General features: G+C 64.0%; 16 protein-coding genes. 7 read left to right on the forward strand and 9 right to left on the reverse strand.

Annotated features, from left to right (window positions below; all coding sequences use genetic code 11):
- Positions 1-20: 20 nt before the first annotated feature.
- Positions 21-1,136 (reverse strand): 4-hydroxyphenylpyruvate dioxygenase family protein, encoded by a 1,116-nt coding sequence (locus U5768_RS23505; protein WP_322032794.1) that lies wholly within the window; start codon positions 1,134-1,136, stop codon positions 21-23.
- A gap of 306 nt (positions 1,137-1,442) precedes the next feature.
- On the opposite strand from U5768_RS23505, the gene shiA reads away from it, so the two are divergent.
- The gene (gene shiA, locus U5768_RS23510; RefSeq protein WP_322032795.1) at positions 1,443-2,756 is read left to right on the forward strand and encodes a shikimate transporter; all 1,314 of its coding nucleotides are present in this window, start codon (positions 1,443-1,445) and stop codon (positions 2,754-2,756) included.
- A 28-nt stretch (positions 2,757-2,784) separates the two neighbouring features.
- Entirely contained in the window at positions 2,785-3,555 is a 771-nt protein-coding gene (locus tag U5768_RS23515) for an IclR family transcriptional regulator domain-containing protein (protein WP_322032796.1), read from the forward strand.
- Positions 3,556-3,589: 34 nt separating this feature from the next.
- Here U5768_RS23515 and U5768_RS23520 read toward each other — a convergent pair whose 3' ends face one another.
- The 4 genes from U5768_RS23520 to U5768_RS23535 form a co-directional block, all read right to left on the reverse strand.
- Positions 3,590-4,441 carry a mechanosensitive ion channel family protein gene (locus U5768_RS23520; RefSeq protein ID WP_322032797.1) on the reverse strand — a complete coding sequence of 284 codons (852 nt, stop codon included), beginning with the start codon at positions 4,439-4,441 and terminating at the stop codon, positions 3,590-3,592.
- Positions 4,442-4,635: 194 nt separating this feature from the next.
- Positions 4,636-5,826, reverse strand: a complete 1,191-nt coding sequence (locus U5768_RS23525) for an arginine deiminase (RefSeq protein ID WP_415913964.1) — start codon at positions 5,824-5,826, stop codon at positions 4,636-4,638.
- A 162-nt stretch (positions 5,827-5,988) separates the two neighbouring features.
- Positions 5,989-7,413, reverse strand: a complete 1,425-nt coding sequence (locus U5768_RS23530) for a basic amino acid/polyamine antiporter (RefSeq protein WP_322032799.1) — start codon at positions 7,411-7,413, stop codon at positions 5,989-5,991.
- A 62-nt stretch (positions 7,414-7,475) separates the two neighbouring features.
- The gene (locus tag U5768_RS23535; RefSeq protein ID WP_322032800.1) at positions 7,476-7,937 is read right to left on the reverse strand and encodes a hypothetical protein; all 462 of its coding nucleotides are present in this window, start codon (positions 7,935-7,937) and stop codon (positions 7,476-7,478) included.
- Positions 7,938-8,228: 291 nt separating this feature from the next.
- Between U5768_RS23535 and U5768_RS23540 the strand changes: the two genes are divergently transcribed.
- Positions 8,229-9,644, forward strand: coding sequence for a basic amino acid/polyamine antiporter (locus U5768_RS23540; RefSeq protein ID WP_322032801.1), 1,416 nt, complete (start codon positions 8,229-8,231; stop codon positions 9,642-9,644).
- Between the two features lie 45 nt (positions 9,645-9,689).
- Positions 9,690-10,646 (forward strand): cation diffusion facilitator family transporter, encoded by a 957-nt coding sequence (locus U5768_RS23545; protein ID WP_322032802.1) that lies wholly within the window; start codon positions 9,690-9,692, stop codon positions 10,644-10,646.
- A gap of 8 nt (positions 10,647-10,654) precedes the next feature.
- Here the strand turns inward: U5768_RS23545 and U5768_RS23550 are convergent, their stop codons facing one another.
- From U5768_RS23550 to U5768_RS23560, 3 genes are read right to left on the reverse strand one after another with little or no spacing between them, the layout of a single operon-like run.
- Positions 10,655-12,157, reverse strand: coding sequence for an efflux transporter outer membrane subunit (locus tag U5768_RS23550; protein ID WP_322032803.1), 1,503 nt, complete (start codon positions 12,155-12,157; stop codon positions 10,655-10,657).
- A complete protein-coding gene (locus U5768_RS23555; RefSeq protein WP_322032804.1) occupies positions 12,144-15,212 on the reverse strand; it encodes an efflux RND transporter permease subunit in 3,069 nt (1,022 codons plus the stop codon). The genes U5768_RS23550 and U5768_RS23555 overlap by 14 nt, the downstream gene beginning before the upstream one ends.
- Positions 15,209-16,246 carry an efflux RND transporter periplasmic adaptor subunit gene (locus tag U5768_RS23560; RefSeq protein WP_322032805.1) on the reverse strand — a complete coding sequence of 346 codons (1,038 nt, stop codon included), beginning with the start codon at positions 16,244-16,246 and terminating at the stop codon, positions 15,209-15,211. Before U5768_RS23560 ends, U5768_RS23555 begins: the two co-directional genes overlap by 4 nt.
- 367 nt (positions 16,247-16,613) lie before the next feature.
- Between U5768_RS23560 and U5768_RS23565 the strand changes: the two genes are divergently transcribed.
- Together U5768_RS23565 and U5768_RS23570 are read left to right on the forward strand one after the other, a co-directional pair.
- Positions 16,614-17,231 carry a LysE family translocator gene (locus U5768_RS23565; protein ID WP_322032806.1) on the forward strand — a complete coding sequence of 206 codons (618 nt, stop codon included), beginning with the start codon at positions 16,614-16,616 and terminating at the stop codon, positions 17,229-17,231.
- Between the two features lie 72 nt (positions 17,232-17,303).
- Positions 17,304-19,679, forward strand: coding sequence for a DNA polymerase II (locus U5768_RS23570; RefSeq protein ID WP_322032807.1), 2,376 nt, complete (start codon positions 17,304-17,306; stop codon positions 19,677-19,679).
- Between the two features lie 10 nt (positions 19,680-19,689).
- Here the strand turns inward: U5768_RS23570 and U5768_RS23575 are convergent, their stop codons facing one another.
- Complete coding sequence (locus tag U5768_RS23575) at positions 19,690-21,093, reverse strand: PLP-dependent aminotransferase family protein (protein ID WP_322032808.1); 1,404 nt, start codon at positions 21,091-21,093, stop codon at positions 19,690-19,692.
- 170 nt (positions 21,094-21,263) lie between these two features.
- Between U5768_RS23575 and U5768_RS23580 the strand changes: the two genes are divergently transcribed.
- The gene (locus U5768_RS23580) at positions 21,264-22,592 is read left to right on the forward strand and encodes an aspartate aminotransferase family protein (RefSeq protein ID WP_322032809.1); all 1,329 of its coding nucleotides are present in this window, start codon (positions 21,264-21,266) and stop codon (positions 22,590-22,592) included.
- Positions 22,593-22,723 lie beyond the last annotated feature (131 nt).

Below are 22,723 nucleotides of genomic sequence, written 5' to 3' on the forward strand. Positions count from 1 at the left end.
TAACGTTGCAGATTGCGCCGTTAGCCCGGCTTCGCGGCCGCCCCGCGCGCCCGCGCGAGCACGTCGAGATTGCCCTCGCCGAAGCCGTGGTGGCCGCTGCGCTGCACGACTTCGAAAAAGATCTCGCCGGGGTGGCGCTTCACAAACGTCTGGAAAAGAAGCCGCGGCACGCCGTCTTCGCCCATTTCGCCGTCGATCAGCACATGACGCCTGCGCAACGCCTCCAGGTCCACGCCGTGGCCCTGCAACCGCGCATCCACGGTGTCGTAGTAAGCGGGCGGCGGCTCGACGAACTCCACGCCGTTGGCCTTGAGCGCATCGACGCTTGCGAGAATGTCATTGCTTGCCAGCGCGATGTGCTGCACCCCCTCGCCGGGATGTTCGGGCAGATAGTCGTGCAATAGCTGCGTGCGCCGCGTGCCCTCCTCGTACACGGGAATGCGCAGTTCGCCGTCGGGCGAAACCATCACGCGCGACTCCTCGGGCACATGCCAGTTCGCGTTGATCTCGTGGATCTCGCGAAAATGCAGCAGATCGCGATAGAAGTCGAGCCATTCCGCAATGCGCCCCGCTCCCACCGTCTGCGTGAGGTGATCGACGCGCGTGAGGCCGGTGCCGCCGTGATCGAGATCCGTATGCGCCGTGGCGATGTCGATGGGCCGGAAGTCGATGTCGAAGATCGAAATGTCGCCCACGCCGCCGCGCTGGCCGCCGCGTCCGCGCCAACGGTCGATGAAATAGAGGTGCGAATCGCCAATGCCCTGGATCGCGGGAATATGCAGTTCCGCCGGTCCCAGGCGCTCGCCTTCGAACGCCCACGCGCCCAGCGAAATGGCGTGCTTGAACGCACGCTTCGCATTGCCGACCCGCACGCCGATCGCGCAAATGCCCATGCCGTATTCCTGCGCGTAGCGCGCGGCGAACGAGTCGGGTTCGGCGTTGAGCAGGAAATTCATCTCGCCCTGGCGATAAAGCGTGACCGCCTTGCTCACGTGGCGCGCGATTGCCTTGAAGCCGAACTGTTCGAAGCGGCGGCCAAGGTCGGCCGGCGCGGGCGCAGCGAATTCTATGAACTCGAGACCGGCCATGCCGAGCGGATTGTCCGCCTGCGGCGAAGGATTAGACGGGCTGGACATGCAATAGGCTCCTGACGCAAGCACTGAAACGGAAACTTCGCTGCAAACTTCGAGAGCGCGAGAATTCAGCCGATTTTAACCAGTTCGTTCATTTCGACGAAGACCGCCGCACCCGCGCAGTCCGCGCGCCAACTCGGTGCAAACCCGCAAAGCGTTCGATCATCGCACGCGCTTGGGCGATAATCGCGCAAAACGGCCTCGCCTCACATTGCCGGATAGCGTGGGCCGCCCTATGCTGCGACTCACGTTTGACGCAAAGCGCGACTACCGCAGCATGGCACATGCGCAAAAGTCTGGAGACAACTCATGACCCCAAGCCTCGACACCACTGGCTCGCCCGACGCCCCCACTCTCGCGCCCTCGCGCAGCCAGGCCCGCAAGGCGGCGCTCGGCAGCTTTGTCGGCGCGGTCGTCGACTGGTACGACTTCCTGCTCTACGGCATTGTCGCCGCGCTCGTGTTCAATGTGGCGTTCTTCCCGCAGGTCGGCAGGACCATGGGCACGCTCGCCGCGTTCGCCACCTTCGGCGTGGGCTTTCTGTTCCGGCCGCTGGGCGGCGTCGTGTTCGGCCACTTCGGCGACCGGCTCGGCCGCAAGCGCATGCTCGTCCTGACCGTCATGATGATGGGCCTCTCCACCGTGGCCATCGGCCTGCTGCCGACCTTCGCGACCATCGGCTGGTGGGCGCCCGTGCTGCTCGTCACGATGCGCGCGCTGCAAGGCTTCGCCGTGGGCGGCGAATGGGGCGGCGCCGCGCTCATGGCCGTGGAAAGCGCGCCGCGCGGCAAGAAGGCGTTCTATAGCAGCGGCGTGCAGGTGGGCTACGGCGTGGGCCTCGTGCTCGCCACGGGGCTCGTCGCGCTCCTGAGCCACCTGCTCGGCGAAGCGGCGTTCCGTTCGTGGGGCTGGCGCCTGCCGTTTCTCTTCAGCATCGTGCTCGTGCTCGTGGGCCTGTGGGTGCGTTCGAGCATGGACGAGTCGCGCGAGTTCGTCGAGAAAGTCGAGCACGGTCATCGCAAGCTCAAGATGCCCGTGCTCGAAGCGCTCACGCGCCACCCGAAGGCCTTCCTCTACATCGTCGCGCTGCGCCTTGCCGAACTCTTCACGATGTATATCGTGACCGCCTTCGCGCTGAGCTATTCGACGAGCAACCTCGGTCTTTCGCGCGATCTCTTTCTCGGCATCGGCCTTTTCGTGGGCGCGCTCAGTTGCATCACGATCCCCTGCTTCGCGTGGCTCGCGGACCGTCTCGGGCTGCGCCGCATCTACCTGATCGGCGCGTTCATCGGCCTCGTGAGCGCCGTGCCGTTTTTCCTCGCCCTCGAAGCGCGCGCCACGGTCTGGATCGTGATCTTCTCCGTGATGCTCGCGAACATCGCCCACGACATGGTCGTGAGCGTGCAGCAGCCGCTCTTCACCGAGCTGTTCGGCGCGGAGTACCGCTACAGCGGCGCAGGCGTGGGCTACCAGTTCGCGAGCGTGGTGGGCGGCGGCTTCACGCCGTTCATCGCCGTGGCGCTGGTGGGCGTGGGAGGCGGTTCGTGGCACCTCGTCGCCGCGTATCTGGCGATCGGCTGCCTGATCTCGCTGATCGTGGCCGCACGCATGAAGCCGGAGTGACCACGCGCCGATCGTTGGCAGCCAGCCGATGAAGAAGCCGCCACTGGACCGGCGTGACTGGATCGCCGGGCTCGAAAAAGGCCTCGCGATTCTCGAAGCCTTCGACAGCGAGCACGCGCGCATGACGCCCACCCAGGCGGCCGAGCGCACGGGACTCTCGCGCACCGCCGCGCGCCGCTACCTGCTCACGCTCGAATCGCTGGGCTATGTGTACACGGACGGCCGTCTCTACGGCCTCACGCCGCGCGTGCTGCGCGTGGGCTGGTCCTACTTCGATTCGGCGCGCCTGCCGCGCACCGTGCAGCCGTATCTGCAGCAACTGAGCGCGACGCTCAACGAATCGGCGTATGTGAGCGTACTGGACGGCCGGGACCTCGTCGTGATCGCGCGCAATGGCGTGTCGCGCGTGATGACCACGGGCTTCGTGCTCGGCGCGCGCGTGCCCGCGCCGCTCATCTCGCCAGGCGTCGTGCTGCTCGCGCACGAGGCCGACCAGCACGCGGTATCCGCGTGGCTCGATACGGTCGAACTAACGCCCTTCACGCCGCATACCATCACGAGCGGCGCGCGCCTGCGCGAGAAGATCGTGCGGGCGCGCGTGGATGGCTACGCGCTCATCGAGCAACAGTTGCAGGTGGGCGTGCGCGGTATTGCCGTGCCGCTCAGGAATCGCAACGGCGAAGTAATCGCCGCGCTCAGCACCAACATGCCGATGGGCGAAGAAAGTGCCGAAGCCGCTTTACAGCGCGTCTTGCCGCATCTGCAGGAAAGCGCGCTCGCCATGCTCAACGTGCTTTAAGTTGTGCTGACGTTCGACGCGCGCTAGTGCTGCGTTAGGGCTGCGTGAGCGCCGCGTTGGCGCCCGTCATGCGCGCACTGCCCGCCACCGCGAGCCCCGCTGTCGCGAGCGCTTCGCGCGCGTGCCCGCGTATGTCGTCCACGGCGTATTGCGCATCGGCCTTGCGCACCCATGCGCGCACTCGCAAGCGCGCGCCGCCGCCCGACGGGTAGCTCTCTACGGCGACAGTCGGCGCGAGCGTCGAGCCGCTTTGCACACGCGGCTCGGCGGACACCACTTCCTTGAGCTTGCCGATGGCGGCGTCCACCTGGTCGCGTCGCGCGAGATCGACCGTGACGTCGATGCGCTGCGTGCCGCCGCTGCTGTAGTTGATGACGGGATTGCTCCAGATCTGGCTGTTCGGCACGAATACGACATTGCCGTCGCCGCGTTCAATGCGCGTCGTGAAGAGGCCCACTTCGCACACGATGCCGGCCGCCGCGCCGCTGCCTTCGATCACATCGCCCGCGCGAAACGGACGCAACATCAGCAGCATGATGCCGGCAGCGATGTTTTGCAGCGTGCCCTGCAGCGCAAGGCCGATAGCGAGGCCGGCGGCACCGAGCGCGGCGAGCACGCTAGCCGTGGCGATGCCCACTTCGCTCAGCGCGGCGACGAGCGCGATCACGCGCACGGCCCACGCCGCCATGCCCGCGAGCATCGGCGCGAGTGTCGGATCGGCGTGCGAGCGCATCAGCATGCTCGCGAACACCTTCGCGACGCGATTGGAAACCCACCAGCCGATAACCACTATGAGCACGGCGACGATCACATTCATGACGTCGTGCGTCATCGTGGCGAGCAACGAGGGTTGGAGATGAAAAAGGCGGTTGAAGAAATCGTCCATGATCGGGGATCAAGTGGTTGCGATGGGAGCGAGATACGCATGGCGCACCCCACAGTACGAAGCAGCAGTCCGCATGCCCGTAAGCTTTGAAAGCCCCGGCATCGCATCCCCTCGCATCCCTCTTGATCCGGCACTATTGCGGTGCGCACGGCCCCGATTACTTGCGCCCGCAACGATCTCCCCGTCACTCGACGCTAGAAGTCCACCGCATCGCGAATGATCGGACACGTCATGCAATGGCCGCCGCCGCGCCCGCGACCCAGTTCCGCGCCCACGATGCTCACGACCTCGATTCCCGCCTTGCGCAGCAACGTATTCGTATAGGTGTTGCGGTCATAGGCGAACACCACGCCCGGCGAAGCGCAAACGAGATTCGCGCCGCTGTCCCACTGCGTGCGTTCGCGCTGGTAATCGTTGCCGCCCGCCTCGACCACGCGCATCTTCTTGATGCCAAGCGCCGCGCTCACCACCTCGACGAAGGACTTTTTCTCCTGATGCAGTTCCACACCCGCCGGATGATCGCTGGGCCGATACGTGAACGTGCGCGTGCGCGCGAGAAAATCCGGCGCGATCAGCACGCAGTCGCGATCCGCAAACGTGAATACGGTATCCAGATGCATCGCCGCGCGAATCTTCGGCATCGCGGCCACGATCACCTGCTCCGCCGCGCCTTTCTGGAACAGCGTGGCCGCAAGCTGGCTGATCGCCTGGCGCGACGTGCGCTCGCTCATGCCGATCAGCACCGTCTTGTTCCCGATAGGCATGACATCGCCGCCTTCGAGCGTCGCCATGCCGTGGTCCTGCGTGGGGTCGCCCCACCACACGTTGACCTTGCCCGCAAAGTCCGGATGAAAGCGGTAGATCGCCGCCGCAAGAATCGTTTCCTCGTGGCGCGCGGGCCAGTACAGCGGATTGAGCGTCACGCCGCCGTAAATCCAGCAGGTGGTGTCGCGCGTGTACAGCGTGTTCGGCAGCGGCGGCAGCAGATATTCGGTGGACCCGGCCGCCTCGCGCACCACCTTGAGCGCCGCGCCGCCGTGCGATTCGGGAAAGTCGTGGATCGAGAGGCCGCCCAGCAATGTTTCGGCGAGCTTACGATCTTCGAGTCCTTCCAGATAGCTGCGCAGTTCGTCGATGAAGCCCAGTCCCACCTGGTTGGGCACGATCTGGTTGTCGAGAATCCACTTCTTGCCTTCGGGCACCGCAACGGTTTCGGCGAGCAGGTTGTGCATTTCCACGACCTCTACGCCGCGGTCGCGCATCTTGGTCACGAAATCGAAATGGTCGCGCTTCGCGTTGTCGACCCAAAGCACGTCGTCGAACAGCAGGTCGTCGCAATTGCTCGGCGTGAGGCGCGAATGCGCCATGCCGGGCGCGCACACCATTACCTTGCGCAGTTGACCGACTTCCGAGTACACGCCAAACGCGCTTTCCTTTCCTCTGGCGTTGCCGCCCTTCGCGGCCTTTTCTGCCTTCCCCGCCTTGTCGCCCTTTTCACTTTTCTCACTGCCCTTCGCCTTGGACATATCGATCTCCGCTCGTTCCCGTTAGACCGCCATGGAGCCCGTGACCAGCGCAACGACGCCTGCAATCGCCGCTACGGCCGCCACGATGAAAATGACCCAGTCGCTCGTGCGCTGGAAAACCTTCAGCTTGCGCTCGCGCCGCGCAATGAAATACAGCAGCGTGCCGGGCGCGTAAAGGATTGCCGATAGCAGGATGAACTTGACGCCACCGGCAATAATCATGAACAACGTATAGATCACGGCGATCGCGGCCAGCACGAGATCGCGCTGGCGCTCTTCGGGCCGCACCTCGTAGCTCTCGCCGCGCTTCGAAACCATGAACCCATACGCCGCGACGAAAAGATACGGAATCAGCGACATCGAACTCGTGAGATTGAGCATCAGCGAAAACGCATCGCGCGAGAAATACGTGCTCGCCACCAGAAGCTGCACGACGATGTTGGTGATCCACAGCGCATTGGCCGGCACGTTGTTGGCGTTTTCGCGCGCGAACACCGCCGGCATGTCCCGGTTGCGCGCCGCCGCGAACATCACCTCGGCGCAGATCAGCGACCATGCCAGATACGCGCCGAGCACCGACACGATCAGACCGACGCTCACGAAAATGCCGCCCCACGGACCGACCACGCTTTCGAGCACGGCCGCCATCGAAGGCTGGCGCATGCCCGCGACCTCGCCTCGCGGCAGCACGGCGAAAGGCAGCATCGATACGAGCACCATGAGCGCCGTCACGCCCGCGAAGCCGATGATCGTTGCGCGCCCCACGTCCGCGCGCTCCTTCGCATAGCGCGAATACACGCTCGCGCCCTCGATGCCGATGAACACGAACACCGTTACGAGCATCGTCGCGCGAACCTGCTGGATAAGGCCGCCCTCCTGCGCCGCGGACTGGATATTCAAGTGGAAGGTGCCGTACCTGAAAACGAACAGCAGGATGACGATGAACACCAAAATCGGAATGACCTTGGCGAACGTCACAATGGTATTGATGAAGGCGGCCTGCTTCACGCCGCGAAGAATGAGAAAGTGAAACAGCCAGATGCCGACCGAAGCGACGAGGATGGCCGTGACCGTATTGCCGTCGCCGAATACGGGAAAAAACGCGCCCAGCGTGGACTTGATCAGCACCCAGTACGAAACGTTGCCGATGCAACTACCGATCCAGTAACCGAACGCGGAGAGAAAGCCGGGGTAATCGCCGAATCCCTCCTTGGCGTACATGAACACACCGGCGTCGAGATTGGGCTTGCGCTCCGCGAGCGCCTGAAATACGCGTGCGAGCGTGTACATGCCCACGCCCGCCACGACCCACGCAATGGCCGCGCCGACCGGCCCCGTTGCATTGGCGAAGGTTCGCGGCAGAGAAAAGATCCCGGCGCCCACCATGCCCCCGACTACCATCGCGGTCAACTGCACGCGACTCATTTTCTGTTCGGTATCGGCCATCGGTTTCCTCGCTTTGTCTGGAACTTCGCTTTATCGAGAGACCAACCACGCCTGCATATACCTCATCGGGTGACACGCACCGAATTGTTGCCGAGCAGCACACGCACGCGGTCGCCCGGAACGAATTGCTGATCCGCGTCCTGAACCACCGACATCAGTTGCCCCGAATCCAGACGCACGACAATTTCAAGGCCCGCACGCTGCGTAACGCGCTGCTCCACGGCATTGCCTGCCGCGCCGCCCAGCACGGCGCCGCCGATGCCGGCCGCAACGGAGCCCGTGCCGCGCCCGATATTGCTGCCTGCCGCGATGCCGCCAAGCGCGCCGCCCGTTATTGCGCCAATGCCAGATGGCCCCGGCTGGATGGTGACGGGCCGCACGGATTCGACCGCGCCGAGTTCGACCACCATCACCTGCTGCGCCTGCGCGGGCGTGAAGGTGGAACCCGAAGTCGGCGCCTCGCAACCGGAAAGCGCGAGCGACGCGGCCACGGAACCAACGAGTGTTGCAGCGAGATAACGCATGACATTCCCCCTGATGTGGTGCATTGCGGATTCGCCAGGACATTCGGCCTGTTTGCTAACGATTGTGCATCGGTCATTAGCAAACATTTAACCCAGGCGTGCCCGGCGATTAGCCTTTTGCCGTCCATCCTCCGGACACCTGACGAACATTATGGAATACGATTCGCACATGATGTATTCAACGTGGCATTCGTTCGAGAATAGTGCAGTCATTCAATGTTGCGTGCATTTTTTATCCACGATTTCCCGCGTTCGAATTTCCACCGGTCAACGATCAAAAAAGGCTCGAACATGAAATCGACGGATGACCAGAAGTTGTCGCTGCCGGTACTCACAGCCATGGTCGTGGGCTCCATGGTCGGCGCGGGCATCTATTCGCTGCCGCGCAACTTCGCTCTCGAAGCCGGACCGGCTGCCGCCGTCATTTCATGGTGCATTGCGGGAGGCGGCATGTACTTGCTAGCCCGTGTATTCCAGCTTCTCGCGGAAATCCGCCCCGACCTCGACTCCGGCATCTTTGCGTACGCACGCGACGGCTTTGGCGACTACGCCGGCTTTCTCTCCGCGTTCGGCTACTGGATGGCCGGTTGTTTCGGGAATGTCTCCTATTGGGTGCTGATCAAATCCACGCTCGGTGCATTCGTGCCGGCATTCGGAAACGGCAATACGCCAATTGCCATTGCGGTTTCCTCAGTCGGTATATGGGCATTTCACTGGATGCTTTTGCGCGGCATTCAGCAGGCCACGCTCATCAATGCGATTCTCACTGTCGTCAAGATTCTGCCCATTTTTGTTTTTATCGGTATTTTGAGTGTCTATGCGAGCGCGGAGCCATTCACGAACAACCTCGCGGAAAGCACCGTGGGACTTGCCACGCAGGTCAAAGGCACCATGGTCGTCACGGTATTCGTGTTTCTCGGCATTGAAGGGGCGAGCGTGTATTCGCGCTACGCGAAAAAGCGCTCGGACGTGGGCGCCGCCACGATACTCGGGTTCGCGTTCGTGCTCTTGCTGCTCGTGCTCGTCACATTACTGCCTTACGCGCATCTCATGCGCGCGGATATCGCGGCCATGCGGCAGCCCTCCATGGCCTCGGTGCTGGGCGCCGTGGTCGGCTCGCCGGGCGTCGTGTTCATTGGCGGCGCGCTCATCGTCTCCGTGCTCGGCGCCTATCTCGCGTGGTCGCTAATCTGCGCGGAAGTACTGTACGCAAGCGCGAAAGCGGACGCCATGCCGGCCATCTTCGCGCGCCGCAACGCGCGGCAACTCCCCACCGCCGCGATCTGGCTAACGAGCAGCGTGGTGCAAGCCTTCGTCATCAGCACGTACTGGTCCACCGACGCGTTTTCGCTCATGCTGCGCCTCACGAGCGCCATGGCGCTCATCCCGTACTTTTTCGTGGCGACCTTCGGGCTCAAGGCCGTTCGCGCGCTCCCGCAATCGGCAATGAGCGCGCGAAAACGCACGCAAAGCTATGCCACCGCGATCGTCGCCACGATTTACACCCTGTTCCTGCTATACGCTTGCGGGGTGGAACTGCTCGTCATGTCCGCGCTCCTGTATGGACCGGGCAGCCTGCTCTACATGTGGGCGCGGCGCGAGCGCGGCCAGGCGTTTTTTTCCCGCCGCGAATGGTGCGCCTTTATCGTGGTGGTGGGCGGCGCACTCGTGGCGATTTTCGAGCTGAGCGTGTCGGCCTGGCGTTAGCCGTGCGCCATTGCGCCTGCGCGAATCCATTGTTAGCGAGGAACCATGCCTATCAGCTATGCGCTCCGCAAGGCACAGCTAGCAGCCGTCGAGCAGCGCACGATGAAGGTTTCCATTTACGTCGTGTGCCTCGGTTTCGCGGCCAACGTCGGCTATGGCTTCTTCGTGCAGTCCGACACGCTGCTGCTGACCGCTATTTTCTATCTGCTCAACCTCGTGAGTTCCGTGCTCGGATTGCTCGCGGCCACGGCCGTCAGCCGGCCCGCGACTCACCGTTTCGAGTATGGGTACTGGTTTCTCGAGCCGCTCGTGAACGGCATCAACGGACTCATGATGCTGCTGGTTTGCGTGTATGGCTTCGTGAACGGGATCGAAGGGATACGTTCGGGCGGTCACGTTGTCAATGCGTACGGCGTCATGCTGATCAGCATCGCGAGTTGCGTGATCTGCTTTGTCATGGTGGTCTACAAGAAGCACGCGGCCGCGCAGATCAATTCCAAGCTGCTCAAAACCGACGGCTGGAAATGGATCATGAAACTCTCGTTCAGCCTGGCCACGCTGCTCGGCTTTTTCGTGTATTCGATCTTGCCCGAACACCTTCACTATCTATGGGCGCGCTATATCGACAGTGCAATGACCGCGGGGCTTTCGCTGATATTTCTCTCCGTGCCCGTGAAAATCGTGCGCACCAGCTTTGCGGAATTGCTGCACATGAGCCCCGAAGAGAACAATCCTCGTTCGGAGATCGAGAAGGCGCTTTCGAAACTCGAACACGAGCTTGGCATTCTGCGCCATCACACGCATGTCATCCAGGCGGGCCGGCGTAATTTTGTCGAAATCAATGTGCTGGTGAGCGCAACGTCCGCGTTAAGCGATCTCGCTTCGCAGGACCGGTTGCGCGAACGCATCTGGGAAACGCTCGGCACGAATCCGCTCGAAAACCGGCTCACGGTGCAGATCACAGCGGACCCGCGCTGGGAAGACGGACGCCAGCCGGGTTGACGCACGCCTCACCACAGCGCGCTCAACGAAGGCGAGAATTCCAGCGGCGCACCCGTTCTTTCCCAACCGCCGCCCATTGCCCTGAAGAGCGCGATTTGCGCGCTCAATTCGCCAACGCGCTCGCGCACGAGCGCTGCCTCGCTGTCCGCGAGTGCGAGTTGCGCGCGGTCGACGTCCATGCGCCCCAACTCGCCCACGCGCAACTGCGTTTGCGCTTTGCCCAGCAGCGTGCGGCGCTGCGCCACTTCGTCATTGCGCGCCGCCTGGAGTTGCGCCTGGCGCGATAGCCGCGTGAGCGCCTGCTCGACGTCGAAAAGCGCGCCGCTCGCCGCGCGTTCATAAGCGATTTCCGCGGCGCGCGCCTGGGCGTCCGTTGCCTGCACGCGCGACTCGCGCGCGCCAAAGTCGATGAGCGGCATCATCGCCGCGACGCCGAACAACCATAACGTGCTCGGCCCGAGCGACTTCCCCGCTATTTCCCAGCCGTTGCGGGCGAGCACGGCGCTCAGCGAGAATGTCGGCCAGTAGTTCAGGCGCGCCACGTCCGCCTGGCGAATGCTCGCGAACAGGCGATCGCGCGCGGCGATCAGGTCCGGACGTCGTTCGAGCAAATCGACCGGCTGACCCGGCGCGATGGCGGGCAGCGCATTGGGCAGTCCTGTGGTTTCGTCGAGCACGTCCCTTAGTTCGCCGGGTCTCGCCGCGCAGATCTGCTCGATGGAAAGACGCGCCGCCACGATCGCGCTGTCGACCTCCTGCTCGCGCGCCTGCACCTGCGCCAGCGCCGCGCGCGCCGCGTCGATATCGGTGCTCAACACCACACCCGCAGCGAAGCTGTGCTGCGCGATCACGACGAAGTCCTCCGCAATCGCGCGGCTTTGCTCAATGAAGCGGCGCTGCTCGATCAGTCCGCGGTATGTCATGTATGCGTCGGCCACGGTGGCGACCACGGCGAGCCGCGCGGCCTGCTCGTCGCCCGCCGCGGCAAGCGTCAGCGCGCGCGCGGCGGCGAGTCTCGCGCGGCCGCGCCCGAATACGTCGATTTCCCACTGTGTTTGCAGGCCTACGCGCCAGAACTGCGCATCGAGATCGCTGATGCCGAGGAACTCCGCAAATTCGAGCTGCGTTTCGCCGCCGTGGTATTTCGCGGCCTCGACACCTACGCCTACGGTCGGCAGCAACGCCGAGCGCGCCGCGAGGATATTCGAGCGCGCGTCGTCGACACGCGTGGCCGCGAGCGCGAGATCGTAGTTGTGCTCCAGCGCGCGTTGAATCAGCGTGTTGAGCGCTGGGTCGTCGTACTGCAGCCACCAGCGTGCGAGCTGGGCGTCATCCAGCGATTGCGCATTCGAAGCAACTGCTTCGTTCTGCTGATATTGTGCCGGCAGGTCGGGCGGACGATCCAGTTTCAGCGGGCCGGTGCATCCCGCAAGCATCGCAAGCACAACGGGTGCGATACGTCGCAGGCAATCCGAAGCCACCCGCCGGTACGGAACATCATCGCGTTTCATGATGGGCTCCGGTTGCGCCGTTCTCGGTCTCGTCGCTGCGGATCGAGAAAAACTGCACGTACAGCGCGGGCACCGCCGCCATGGTCAGCACGGTCGCGAACGCAAGGCCCGCCATCATCGTGATCGCCATGTCCTTGAAGAACGGGTCCCACAGCAGCGGCACCATGCCGAGTATCGTCGTGCCCGCCGCGAGCGCGACCGGCCGCAGGCGGCTCTTCGAACCGTCGATCACGGCGCGCATGCGCGGAACGCCCGAGGCGATCTGCAGATCGATTTCATCCACGAGCACCACGCCGTTCTTGATCAGCATGCCAATCAGACTAAGCAGGCCGAGCAGCGACATGAAGCCGAACGCGCCGCGAAAGAGCAGCAGCCCGATCGTCACGCCGCAGATCGACATCGGCACGACGAGCAGCACGATCAACGCGGGCTTGAGCCGCCCGAACATGAAGAGAACGAGCAGCAGCATGCCCGCGAAGCCAATCGGCAATTGCCGGAAAAGACTGGCCTTCGCCTGGTTCGACGACTCGTACTCGCCGCCCCATTCGAGCTGGTAACCGGGCGGCAACGGGATCGCCTCGATCGGCGCGCGAATGCGATCGAACGCCGCCACGCTGTTTTCGCCGTAGAGCGTGCCCGCAGATACGGTGAGCGTGCGGATACGGTCGCGCCGCGAGATCAACCCGTCCTCGGTGCCGTACGTCATACCCGTCAGCACGTCGGCCACGGGAACGTAGCGCCGTTGGCCGAGGCTGAAAATCTGCATGCCGGCCACGCGCTCCATGCCGCTCTCGCTGGGCGGCTCGTTGAGCACGATGGGCAGCAGCAGGTCGTTGTCGCGGAAGATGCCTACGCGCAGACCTTCGGTTGCGTACGCAAGCGTGTCGTTGAGTTGCCGGCGTGTCACGCCGAGCGCGCGGGCGCGCGTGTCGTCGAACACAGGCCGCACTACGTTCACGGGGTTTTCCCAGTCGTTGCGTATCGATTGCAGGCCGGCGTCCTTGTGAAGCACGGCTTCCGCCTTTGCGCCCAACGCGCGCAATACGGCGGGATCGGGGCCGAGAAAGCGCGCCTGGATCGGCAGCCCGCTGGAAGGACCGAAGTTGGGCCGCGTGACCGACCAGCTCACGTCGGGAAAACGCTTGCGCAGGTCGGTATCGAGCTTCGGAATCATGTCGTCGATGCGCGAGGCGTCGTCCACCGTCACGATGAACTGCGCATACGAGGGATCCTGGGTCTCCGGGTCGTAGACCAGAATGAAACGCGTCGCCCCGCCGCCAATATAGGTGCCGACATTCACCACGCCTGGTTGCGCGAGCAACAGTTTTTCCGGACCTCTCGTGCGCTCCATGACCGTGCGAATATCGGCGCCGCGCGGCAAACGCATATCCACGTAGAAAATCGGATTGGTGGACGCAGGAAAGAAACTCTGTTCGACGAACCGGAAGCCCCACACGCACACCGCGAACACCACCACCATCGAGGCGATCACCCAAACGCGCCGGCGCTCGACCCAGCCGAGCAGCAGCCCGTAGCGGCGATAGAGCGGCGTTTCGAACGGGTCCTTTTGCTCGCCTTGCGCCTTGCGAAAAAAATAGTAGCCAAGCAAGGGCGTAAGCGCGATGGCGATGACCCAACTGAGCAGGAGCGAAATCGACGCGACCGCAAAGAGCGACCGGCAGAACTCGCCCACCGCGTCGGGCGACATACCGATGCCGGAAAACGCGAGTATGCCCACCACCGTGGAAGCAAGCAGCAGCCACTGCCCCTGCTTGAGCACCTGCGCGGCGGCCTCGACGTGCGAAAGGCCTTTCTGCACGCGCACGAGCATGCCTTCGCAAACGACGATGGAATTGTCGGTAAGCATGCCCATGACGATGATCAGCGCGCCTAACGAAATGCGTTGCAACTCGATGCCCGCTGCGTACATCACGAACAGCGTGCCGAGGATCGAGAGGAACAGTTCGATGCCGAGCACGACACCGGCGCGCCATCCGAGCCCGATGCCGAGCGCAACCGTCACGATGGCGACGGAAAGCATGACGTCGAATACGAAGCCGCGCACCGCCGCATCGACGGCGTCCGGCTGATCGTAAAGCACATGAAGTTCGATGCCGAGCGGCCTCGAACGTTCGAGCGCCTGCATCTTCGCCTTCACTTCCTCGCCGACCTTCACGACGTTCACACCCGAGCGCGCGCTAATGCCGATCGTCAAGGCATCCTGACCGTTATACCGGACGGCCTGTGTCGGTATGCTCGCATAGCCGAAATGAACGCGCGCCACGTCGCCCAGCAGTAATTCGCCTGGCGTTGTGCCGATGGGCAATGCGCGAACCGCTGCGAGCGTGTCGAGCGTACCCGTGGGCGAGAGCCGCATGAGTTGATCGCCCACGCGCTCGCGCCCCGCGCTGCGGATTTCGTTCTGCACGCCTAGCGCCTGCGCGATGTCGTCCGAGGAGAGATTGTTCGCGACCAGCAAGGACTGGTCGGCCGTGACGCTGACCTGCTGCTGCTGATTGCCGGCGATCACGATATCGGCCACGTCCGGAATCGTCAGCAATTCCTTGCGCAGGTCGCGCGCGTAGTCGAACAATTGGGACTGCGAATAACCCTTTCCCGTGATGGCGTAGAACATGCCGTACACGTCGCCGAAACGGTCGAACACGATAGGCGGCCCTGCTCCCGGCGGCAGGCGCGGCGTGACGTCGCTCACCTGGCGGCGCAACTGCTCCCAGATCTGCTGCAACACATTCGATGCGTACTGGTCGCGAATCTGCACGCGGACTTCCGAGTAACCCGCCATCGAACGCGAGCGAATGAAATCCACCTGCTCCAGTTGCTGAACGGCGCTTTCTATGCGGTCGGTGACTTCGCTTTCCACCTGCCTCGCGCTCGCGCCCGGATACAGCGTCACCACCACGGCGGTCTTGATCGTGAACTTCGGATCTTCCAGCCGCCCGATGTCGATGTACGCGATGATGCCGCCGATCAGCGACACCAGCGCAATGGTCCAGGCAATCAGCGGCTTTTCGATTAACGCTCGCGCCAGATTCATGGGTTCGCTTCCAGTGGGCGAACTTCCTCGCCCTCGGACACGAACTGCGATCCGGCGGCCACCACCTGATCGCCCTCGCGCAATGCGCCGCTCACCACGGCGTCGTTCTGCTGGATCGCATGCAGTTCGACGGCGGTGCGCTGCACGCGATGCGTTTGCGCGTCATATTTCCAGACCGCGCGGCTGCCGTCCGCGGCGACCGTCAACGCGTTCACGGGCACGGTCAGCGACGACTGCGCGGCGGCCGCGGCCGGCACGTCGATGCTCACGCGCAATGCCATGCCGGGCAGCAGCGTGAGTTGTTCGGGCCGCGCCAGCGAAAACAGCAATCGATAAACGCTGCCCGCAGGCGTAGAAACCGTGGAATGCTCGCGATAAACGAGGGGAAAGATCGTCGAGGGCCGATCGGGCGGCCACGCCTGAGCCTTGAGCGCGCTGCCGAACGGCAGCGATTCGGCGACGTTCTGCGGCAGCGCCACGCCCACTTCCAGGCGCGAAGTCGCTTCGAGCGTGAAGACGGGCGCGCCTGCCTGCACCACCTGCTGCGTTTCGATGGTACGGCGCGCGATGCGACCGTCGAACGGCGCCACAAGCTGCGTATTGCGCAGATCGCGACGCGCAAGATCGCGCTGCGCGCGCGCCATCTCAACACCGGTTTTCAACTGATCGTAGGCCGCGCCGGAAAGAATGTTTTCGTCGCGCAGCGCGGACTTGCGCTTGAGATCGTCGGCCAGTTGATTGTATTGCGCGTCGGCGCGTTGCACCTGGAGCCGGTAAGGCTCGTCGTCCACGCGGGCGAGCAGTTGGCCTTGCCGTACGCGCGCGCCGTCGAGCACCGCGATCTGCACGACACGTCCCGGCACTTCGAAAGCGATGGCGGAAACGTTGGTCGTTTCGACCTGCCCCGAGAACACGCGCAATTCGCTCGCGGCGCTCGTGCCCACGCGAACCAGTTCGACCATGCGCGGTTCGCGCGTCTGCTCGGTGGGCGCGGGCTTTCCGCACGCCGCCAGCACGGCCGCGGCGAGAAGCACGACGCATGCGAAACGACTACCGCGCGCGGCTCGCTGCATGGCCGCCCCCGCATTTCCATTTGCATTCGAAAAGGCATCCTGACCGCTCATTCGTGCCCTCGCAATCAGCTGTCTCGCCATCGACCGAACGCGCAGGTACACGTTCGCTAACGTTACGCCGCGAAGGATGCCGTAGTCGAACTATCCGACGCGAAATGAGCATAGCGGATTCTTTCGCGACGAAATTCGAAGACGTCCGGGCGGGCTTCGCCAACGCACCCGATCCGTACCGTTCAGCGTCCCGATAACTGTACCGGTACTGTACCGCGCGCTGTCGATAAACTGATTCCTGTCGAATCTGTTTTCTCTTTGCGGAGCCCCTCGTATCATGCTGCCCGAAATGCTCAGCGCGCTGCCCGCCGGCATGCTCTTCGTCGTGGTCACGACCATTACGCCCGGCCCCAATAACACCATGTTGCTCGCCTCTGGCGTCAACTTCGGTTTTCGCCGCACGGTGCCGCACATTCTCGGCATCAGCGCGGGCGTGGTCGTGCTCATGCTTTCGGTGGGTTTCGGGCTGGGTCAGTTGTTCCGGCACATTCCGTCGCTCTACGTCGTGCTGGAAGTCGCGAGCATTGCGTATCTGCTGTATCTCGCGTGGAAAATCGGCACCTCGGGCGACTTGAAGGTAAAAAGCGGCGAGCACCGGCCCATGCGCTTTCATGAAGCCATCGCGTTCCAGTGGGTCAATCCCAAGGCGTGGATGATGGTACTCACGGCCGCCACCACGATCCGCCTTTCCGCGAACTTCGGCACCAATACGATGGCGATGGCCGTGCTGTTCTATGTGATCGGCCTGCCCTGCATCTGCATCTGGGCCGCGTTCGGCACCAGCATGCGGCGTTTTCTGTCGAGTCCGCGGCGGCTGCGCCTGTTCAACGTCGCCATGGCGCTTTCGCTGATCGTTTCGCTGTACCCGATGTTCGCGCATCTGCTTCAGCGCTAAGGCGTCTGCGCTTCAAACGCCGGCTCAACCGCTACAATCGCAACCGGGAAACATGGGCGGCGGAGTCACACTTTGTCTGAGTTTGAAGCGGGGTTTATTCTCACCCGCCATTGGCGCGATACGGGCGAACACACCGAGGTCGACTTCTGGCTCGCGACCGAGGCGGGGCCGCGCCAGTTGCGCCTGCGTCCGCAGCCCTCTGTCGCATTCGTGCCGGCCGCCCAGGAGGCCGCGGCCCGCGCTGCGCTAAAGGGCGACGCACGTACCGAACTGCGCGCGCTCGCGCTGCAGGATTTCCAGCGCCGCCCGGTGCTTGGGCTCTATACGCCGCAATATCGCGCCCTGGCGGGGCATGCGAAGCGCCTTCTCAAAGCTGGTGTGGACGTCTACGAAGCCGATATCCAGCCGCCGGAGCGCTACATGATGGAGCGGTTCATCACCGCGCCCGTGCTGTTTCGCGGCGATGCCGCTGGCTCGAACGGAAGCGGCGTGTTGCTCGACGGCGAGATGAAACCCGCCAACGGCTATCGCCCGCGCCTGAAACTCGTGTCGCTCGACATCGAAACGAGCGCGCAGGGCGAACTGTATTCCATCGCGCTCGAAGGCTGCGGACAACGCCAGGTCTACATGCTCGGCCCCGCAAACGGCGACGCGAGCCAGGTCGATTTCGACTTCGAATACTGCGAAAGCCGCGCGCAGATGCTCGAATGCCTCAACGCATGGATGGCAAGGCACGATCCCGACGCGATCATCGGCTGGAATCTCGTGCAGTTCGATTTGCGCGTGTTGCACGCGCACGCCCGGCAAACCGGCGTGCCGTTGCGGCTGGGGCGCGGCGGCGAGGTCATGGAGTGGCGCGAGCACGGTATGCGAGCGAATCATTTCTTCGCGGGCGCTGCGGGCCGTCTCATCATCGACGGCATTGAGGCGCTGCGCTCGGCTACGTGGAGCTTTCCGTCGTTCAGCCTCGAATACGTCGCGCAGACGCTGCTCGGCGAGGGTAAATCGATCGACAATCCGTATCAGCGCATGGACGAAATCCAGCGCCGCTTCGACGAGGACAAGCCCGCACTCGCGAAGTACAACCTCAAGGACTGCGAACTGGTTACGCGCGTGTTCGAGAAGACCGAACTGATGGCCTTTCTGCTCGAACGCGCGTCCGTAACGGGGCTTCCCGTGGATCGCAGCGGCGGCTCGGTCGCGGCGTTCACACATCTGTATTTGCCGAAGATGCACCGGCTCGGCTACGTCGCGCCGAATCTCGGCGACGTGGTGGGCGAAAACAGCCCCGGCGGTTTCGTCATGGACTCGCGCCCCGGCATTTACGACTCGGTGCTCGTGCTCGACTACAAGAGCCTTTACCCCTCGATCATCCGTACGTTTCTGATCGATCCGGTGGGGCTCATCGAAGGCTTGAGCGACCCCGGCGACGAAGCCTCCGTGCCCGGCTTCCTGGGTGCGCGCTTTTCGCGCGAGAAGCATTGTCTGCCGGAAATCGTGCGCCAGGTGTGGGAGGGCCGCGAGAATGCGAAGCGGCAGCACAATGCGCCGCTTTCGCAGGCGCTCAAGATCATCATGAACGCATTCTACGGCGTGCTCGGTTCGACCGGCTGTCGTTTCTTCGACCCACGCCTCGCCTCCTCGATCACGGTGCGCGGGCACGAGATCATGCGCAGAACGCGTCAACTCATCGAGTCGCAAGGCTACGACGTGATCTACGGCGATACCGATTCGACTTTCGTCTGGCTCAAGCACGCGCACAGCGAGGCCGACGCCACGCGAACCGGCAAGCAACTCGTCGAGCACGTCAATGCATGGTGGCAGCGCGAACTGCAGGAACGTTTCGGTCTCCGAAGCGCCCTGGAATTGCAGTTCGAACGCCATTACTCGCGCTTTCTCATGCCTACGGTACGCGGCGCGGAAGAAGGCAGCAAAAAGCGCTACGCGGGTCTATCGCTCGCAAAGGACGGCCGCGAGGAAATCGTGTTCAAGGGCCTCGAAACCGTTCGCACCGACTGGACGCCCCTCGCGCAGGAATTCCAGCGCGAGTTGTATCGGCGCATTTTCCAGCGCGAGCCCTATGTCGACTACATACGCGACTACGTGCGCCGCACGCTCAATGGCGAGCTGGACGATCAACTCGTCTACCGCAAGCGCTTGCGCCGACCGCTCGTCGAATATCAGCGCAACGTGCCGCCGCACGTAAGGGCCGCACGCGTCGCGGACGAATTCAATCGCGCGAAAGGCCGCCCGCTCCAGTATCAGAACGGCGGCTGGATCAGCTACGTGATGACGACCGCTGGCCCCGAGCCGCTCGAAACGCTGAGTTCGCCGCTCGATTACGCGTTCTATGTGAGCCGCCAGCTACAGCCGGTTGCGGACGCGATTCTGCCTTTCCTGCGCGAGGATTTCGATACGTTGATGTCGGGGCAGCAGAGCTTGTTCTAGGCGCGACGCCCTAGCGCGCCCGCTCGATGAACCGCCACAGCGCGTCGTCCATCGAATACGGCGCGTTGAATCGAAACCATGCGCCCGGTTCGTCGTCGGGCCGGAAATACGAGCCGGGTGCGAGCCAGATGCCGTCGCGCAGCGCAGCCGTAGCGATCGCGCCGGCCCGTTCAGGTTCGATCGCAAGACGCGCCCACAAGAAAAGACCCGCGCGCGGCCGGTGGAATATCTCCAGCCCCAGCGCGTCCAGCCGTTCCTCCACGCACGCATGCGCGGCCTTCAGGCGCTCGTTCACCAGCTCGACATGGCGCGCGTGGCGTCCTTCGAGCAGCACTTTATCGACCATACGCTCGATGGTCGCCGACGAGGTGAGCCCCACCGCCATCTTCGCGCGCGCCAGTTCTCGCAGCACGTCGCGCTCGGCGACCACATAGCCGCAACGCAGCGAAGGCGTGACCGTCTTCGAAAACCCGCTCACGTACAGCACGCGCTGCAAGCCCTCCATCGCGGCGAGCAGCGGCGCGCCGGGCGGCGCAAGTTCGCGGCTCACATCGTCCTCGACGACCCACATGCGCTGGCGCTCGGCGATCTGCAGCAAGCGGAACGCGTTGGACATCGCAAACGTCGCGCCGGTGGGATTCTGCAGTGTCGTGTTCACGAAGATGGCCTTGGGCCGTTGCGCGGCGACCTGGCGCTCCAGCGCCTCGATGTCGAGCCCGGCCGGCGTGCGCGGCACGCCATGCACCACGAGGCCCGCGAGCTTGAGGATCTGCAGCAGGTTGCAGTAACCGGGATCTTCCACGAGCACGCTATCGCCCGGGCGCAGCAGCGTACGCACGATGAGATCGAGTCCCTGCGTCGCGCCCTGCGTGAGCAACACGTTCGACACCTCGACAGGCAGCCCCAGGCGGTCCAGTTGCGCCGCGATGCGCTCGCGCAGCGGCGCGTAGCCGTATGGGTGCCCGTAGTCGCCAAGACGCACGGCCGGCACCCGGCTCATGGCGCGCAGCGCGTGTTGCAGGCCGCTTTCGTTGATCCACTCGCCCGGCACCCAGCCGCAGCCCGCCTTGATCGGCACCGAATGATCGGCGAATACGTCCGAGAGCAGCCACGTGGCCGTGAGCGTGGGCGGCTGCCAGCCCGCTGCGCTCACCCGCGCCGACTCGTTGCGGGGCGCCACGCGGTAGCCCGAACCGCGCCGCGCGACGACGAAGCCCATCGACACGAGACGGTTGTACGCCTCGGTCACTGTATAGGTCGAGAGTTCGTGCGTTTGAGCGAGCTGCCGCACCGAGGGCAGCAGCGCGCCGGCGCGTAGCGTTTGCGCTTCGATGGCGCGCGTGAAGCCCTGTACGAGCTGCTCGACAAGCGTAGTCGCTGCGCCGCGGCCGCGCTCCAGTTCGAGTTCGATCATGGGAAAAGCAGGCGTATAGTGCGAGGGAAAACCCGAACGATTCGGGCGCTGACCAATACAGTTGGCGAGAATTGTCCAGCACGGTTTGCAGGTCAGTATAGAGACTGTCTATGCCGCCGTCCAAGCCCCGGCGCTACAGTTGAGCCAAACCCACCTGAGGAGAAGCACGCATGACTTCGCGCCCCGTCATCGACGATCTCTCGTCGTTCTGGATGCCCTTCACCGCCAACCGCCATTTCAAGGCCGCGCCGCGCCTGCTCGAATCGGCCAAGGGCATGTACTACCGCACGACCGACGGCCGCGAAGTGCTCGACGGCTGCGCGGGCCTCTGGTGTGTGAACGCGGGCCACGCGCGCGAGGAAATCGTCGCGGCGATCGCCCAGCAAGCCGGCACGCTCGACTTCGCCCCCACGTTTCAGATGGGCCACCCGCTCGCGTTCGAAGCGGCCCGGAGAATCGCGGAGATCATGCCGGCGGGCCTCGACCGCGTGTTCTTCACGAATTCCGGCTCTGAATCGGTCGATACCGCGCTGAAGATCGCGCTCGCCTACCATCGCGCACGCGGCGAAGGCCAGCGCACCAAACTGATCGGGCGCGAGCGCGGCTATCACGGCGTGGGCTTCGGCGGCATCTCCGTGGGCGGCATCGCGCCGAATCGCAAGACGTTTTCGGGCCAGTTGCTGCCCGCCGTCGATCATCTGCCGCACACGCACGACCTCGAACACAACGCGTTCTCGAAGGGTCAGCCGGGCTGGGGCGCGCATCTCGCCGACGACCTCGAACGCATCGTCGCGCTGCACGACGCATCGACCATCGCCGCCGTGATCGTCGAACCCGTGGCGGGCTCGACCGGCGTGCTGGTTCCGCCGCAAGGCTATCTCCAGCGTCTGCGCGAAATCTGCACGAAGCACGGCATCCTGCTGATTTTCGACGAGGTCATCACGGGCTTCGGCCGGCTCGGCAAGGCCACGGCCAGCGAATATTTCGGCGTTACGCCCGACATCATCACCATGGCCAAGGCGATCAACAACGCCGCCGTGCCGATGGGCGGCGTGGCCGCGAGCCGCACGGTTCACGACACGATCGTGAACGCCGGCGCGCAGGGCGCCATCGAACTGTTCCACGGCTACACGTATTCGGCGCACCCGCTCGCCGCCGCCGCCGCGATCGCGACGCAGGACCTGTATCGCCGCGAGGGCCTGTTCGAGCGCGCCGCAGCGCTTGCGCCGAAGTTCGAGGCCGCGGCGCACGCGCTGCGCGGCGAGAAACACGTGAAGGACGTGCGCAACCTCGGCCTCGTTGCCGGCATCGAACTCGATTCGCGCGACGGCGCGCCGGGCGCGCGCGCCTACGAAGTTTTCGTGAAGTGCTTCGAGGCGGGCGTGCTGATCCGCTTCACGGGCGACATTCTTGCGTTCTCGCCGCCGCTCATCGTGACCGAGGAGGAAATCGCACGCCTGTTCGGTACGGTGCGCGACGTGCTCGCCACGGTGCAGTAAAGGCGCGCGCCCTTACCCACGCCTCCTTTCATTCGGTCATGCGCCGCACGGGCGGCCCGGGTTCGGGCCGCCTTTTCTTTTTTCAGCCGCGAAATTCAGCCACGCGTTGAGCCACGAGTTGACCCAACCAA

Source organism: Paraburkholderia sp. J76 (genome assembly GCF_905220295.1).
Taxonomy (GTDB): Bacteria; Pseudomonadota; Gammaproteobacteria; order Burkholderiales; family Burkholderiaceae; genus Paraburkholderia.

Excerpts from the sequence above, each read along its gene's own strand:
- U5768_RS23505 (WP_322032794.1), bottom strand. The coding sequence starts at position 1,136 with ATGTCCAGCCCGTCTAATCCTTCGCCGCAGGCGGACAATCCGCTCGGC.
- shiA (WP_322032795.1), top strand. The coding sequence starts at position 1,443 with ATGACCCCAAGCCTCGACACCACTGGCTCGCCCGACGCCCCCACTCTC.
- U5768_RS23515 (WP_322032796.1), top strand. The coding sequence starts at position 2,785 with ATGAAGAAGCCGCCACTGGACCGGCGTGACTGGATCGCCGGGCTCGAA.
- U5768_RS23520 (WP_322032797.1), bottom strand. The coding sequence starts at position 4,441 with ATGGACGATTTCTTCAACCGCCTTTTTCATCTCCAACCCTCGTTGCTC.
- U5768_RS23525 (WP_415913964.1), bottom strand. The coding sequence starts at position 5,826 with ATGGTGTGCGCGCCCGGCATGGCGCATTCGCGCCTCACGCCGAGCAAT.
- U5768_RS23530 (WP_322032799.1), bottom strand. The coding sequence starts at position 7,413 with ATGGCCGATACCGAACAGAAAATGAGTCGCGTGCAGTTGACCGCGATG.
- U5768_RS23535 (WP_322032800.1), bottom strand. The coding sequence starts at position 7,937 with ATGCGTTATCTCGCTGCAACACTCGTTGGTTCCGTGGCCGCGTCGCTC.
- U5768_RS23540 (WP_322032801.1), top strand. The coding sequence starts at position 8,229 with ATGAAATCGACGGATGACCAGAAGTTGTCGCTGCCGGTACTCACAGCC.
- U5768_RS23545 (WP_322032802.1), top strand. The coding sequence starts at position 9,690 with ATGCCTATCAGCTATGCGCTCCGCAAGGCACAGCTAGCAGCCGTCGAG.
- U5768_RS23550 (WP_322032803.1), bottom strand. The coding sequence starts at position 12,157 with ATGAAACGCGATGATGTTCCGTACCGGCGGGTGGCTTCGGATTGCCTG.
- U5768_RS23555 (WP_322032804.1), bottom strand. The coding sequence starts at position 15,212 with ATGAATCTGGCGCGAGCGTTAATCGAAAAGCCGCTGATTGCCTGGACC.
- U5768_RS23565 (WP_322032806.1), top strand. The coding sequence starts at position 16,614 with ATGCTGCCCGAAATGCTCAGCGCGCTGCCCGCCGGCATGCTCTTCGTC.
- U5768_RS23575 (WP_322032808.1), bottom strand. The coding sequence starts at position 21,093 with ATGATCGAACTCGAACTGGAGCGCGGCCGCGGCGCAGCGACTACGCTT.
- U5768_RS23580 (WP_322032809.1), top strand. The coding sequence starts at position 21,264 with ATGACTTCGCGCCCCGTCATCGACGATCTCTCGTCGTTCTGGATGCCC.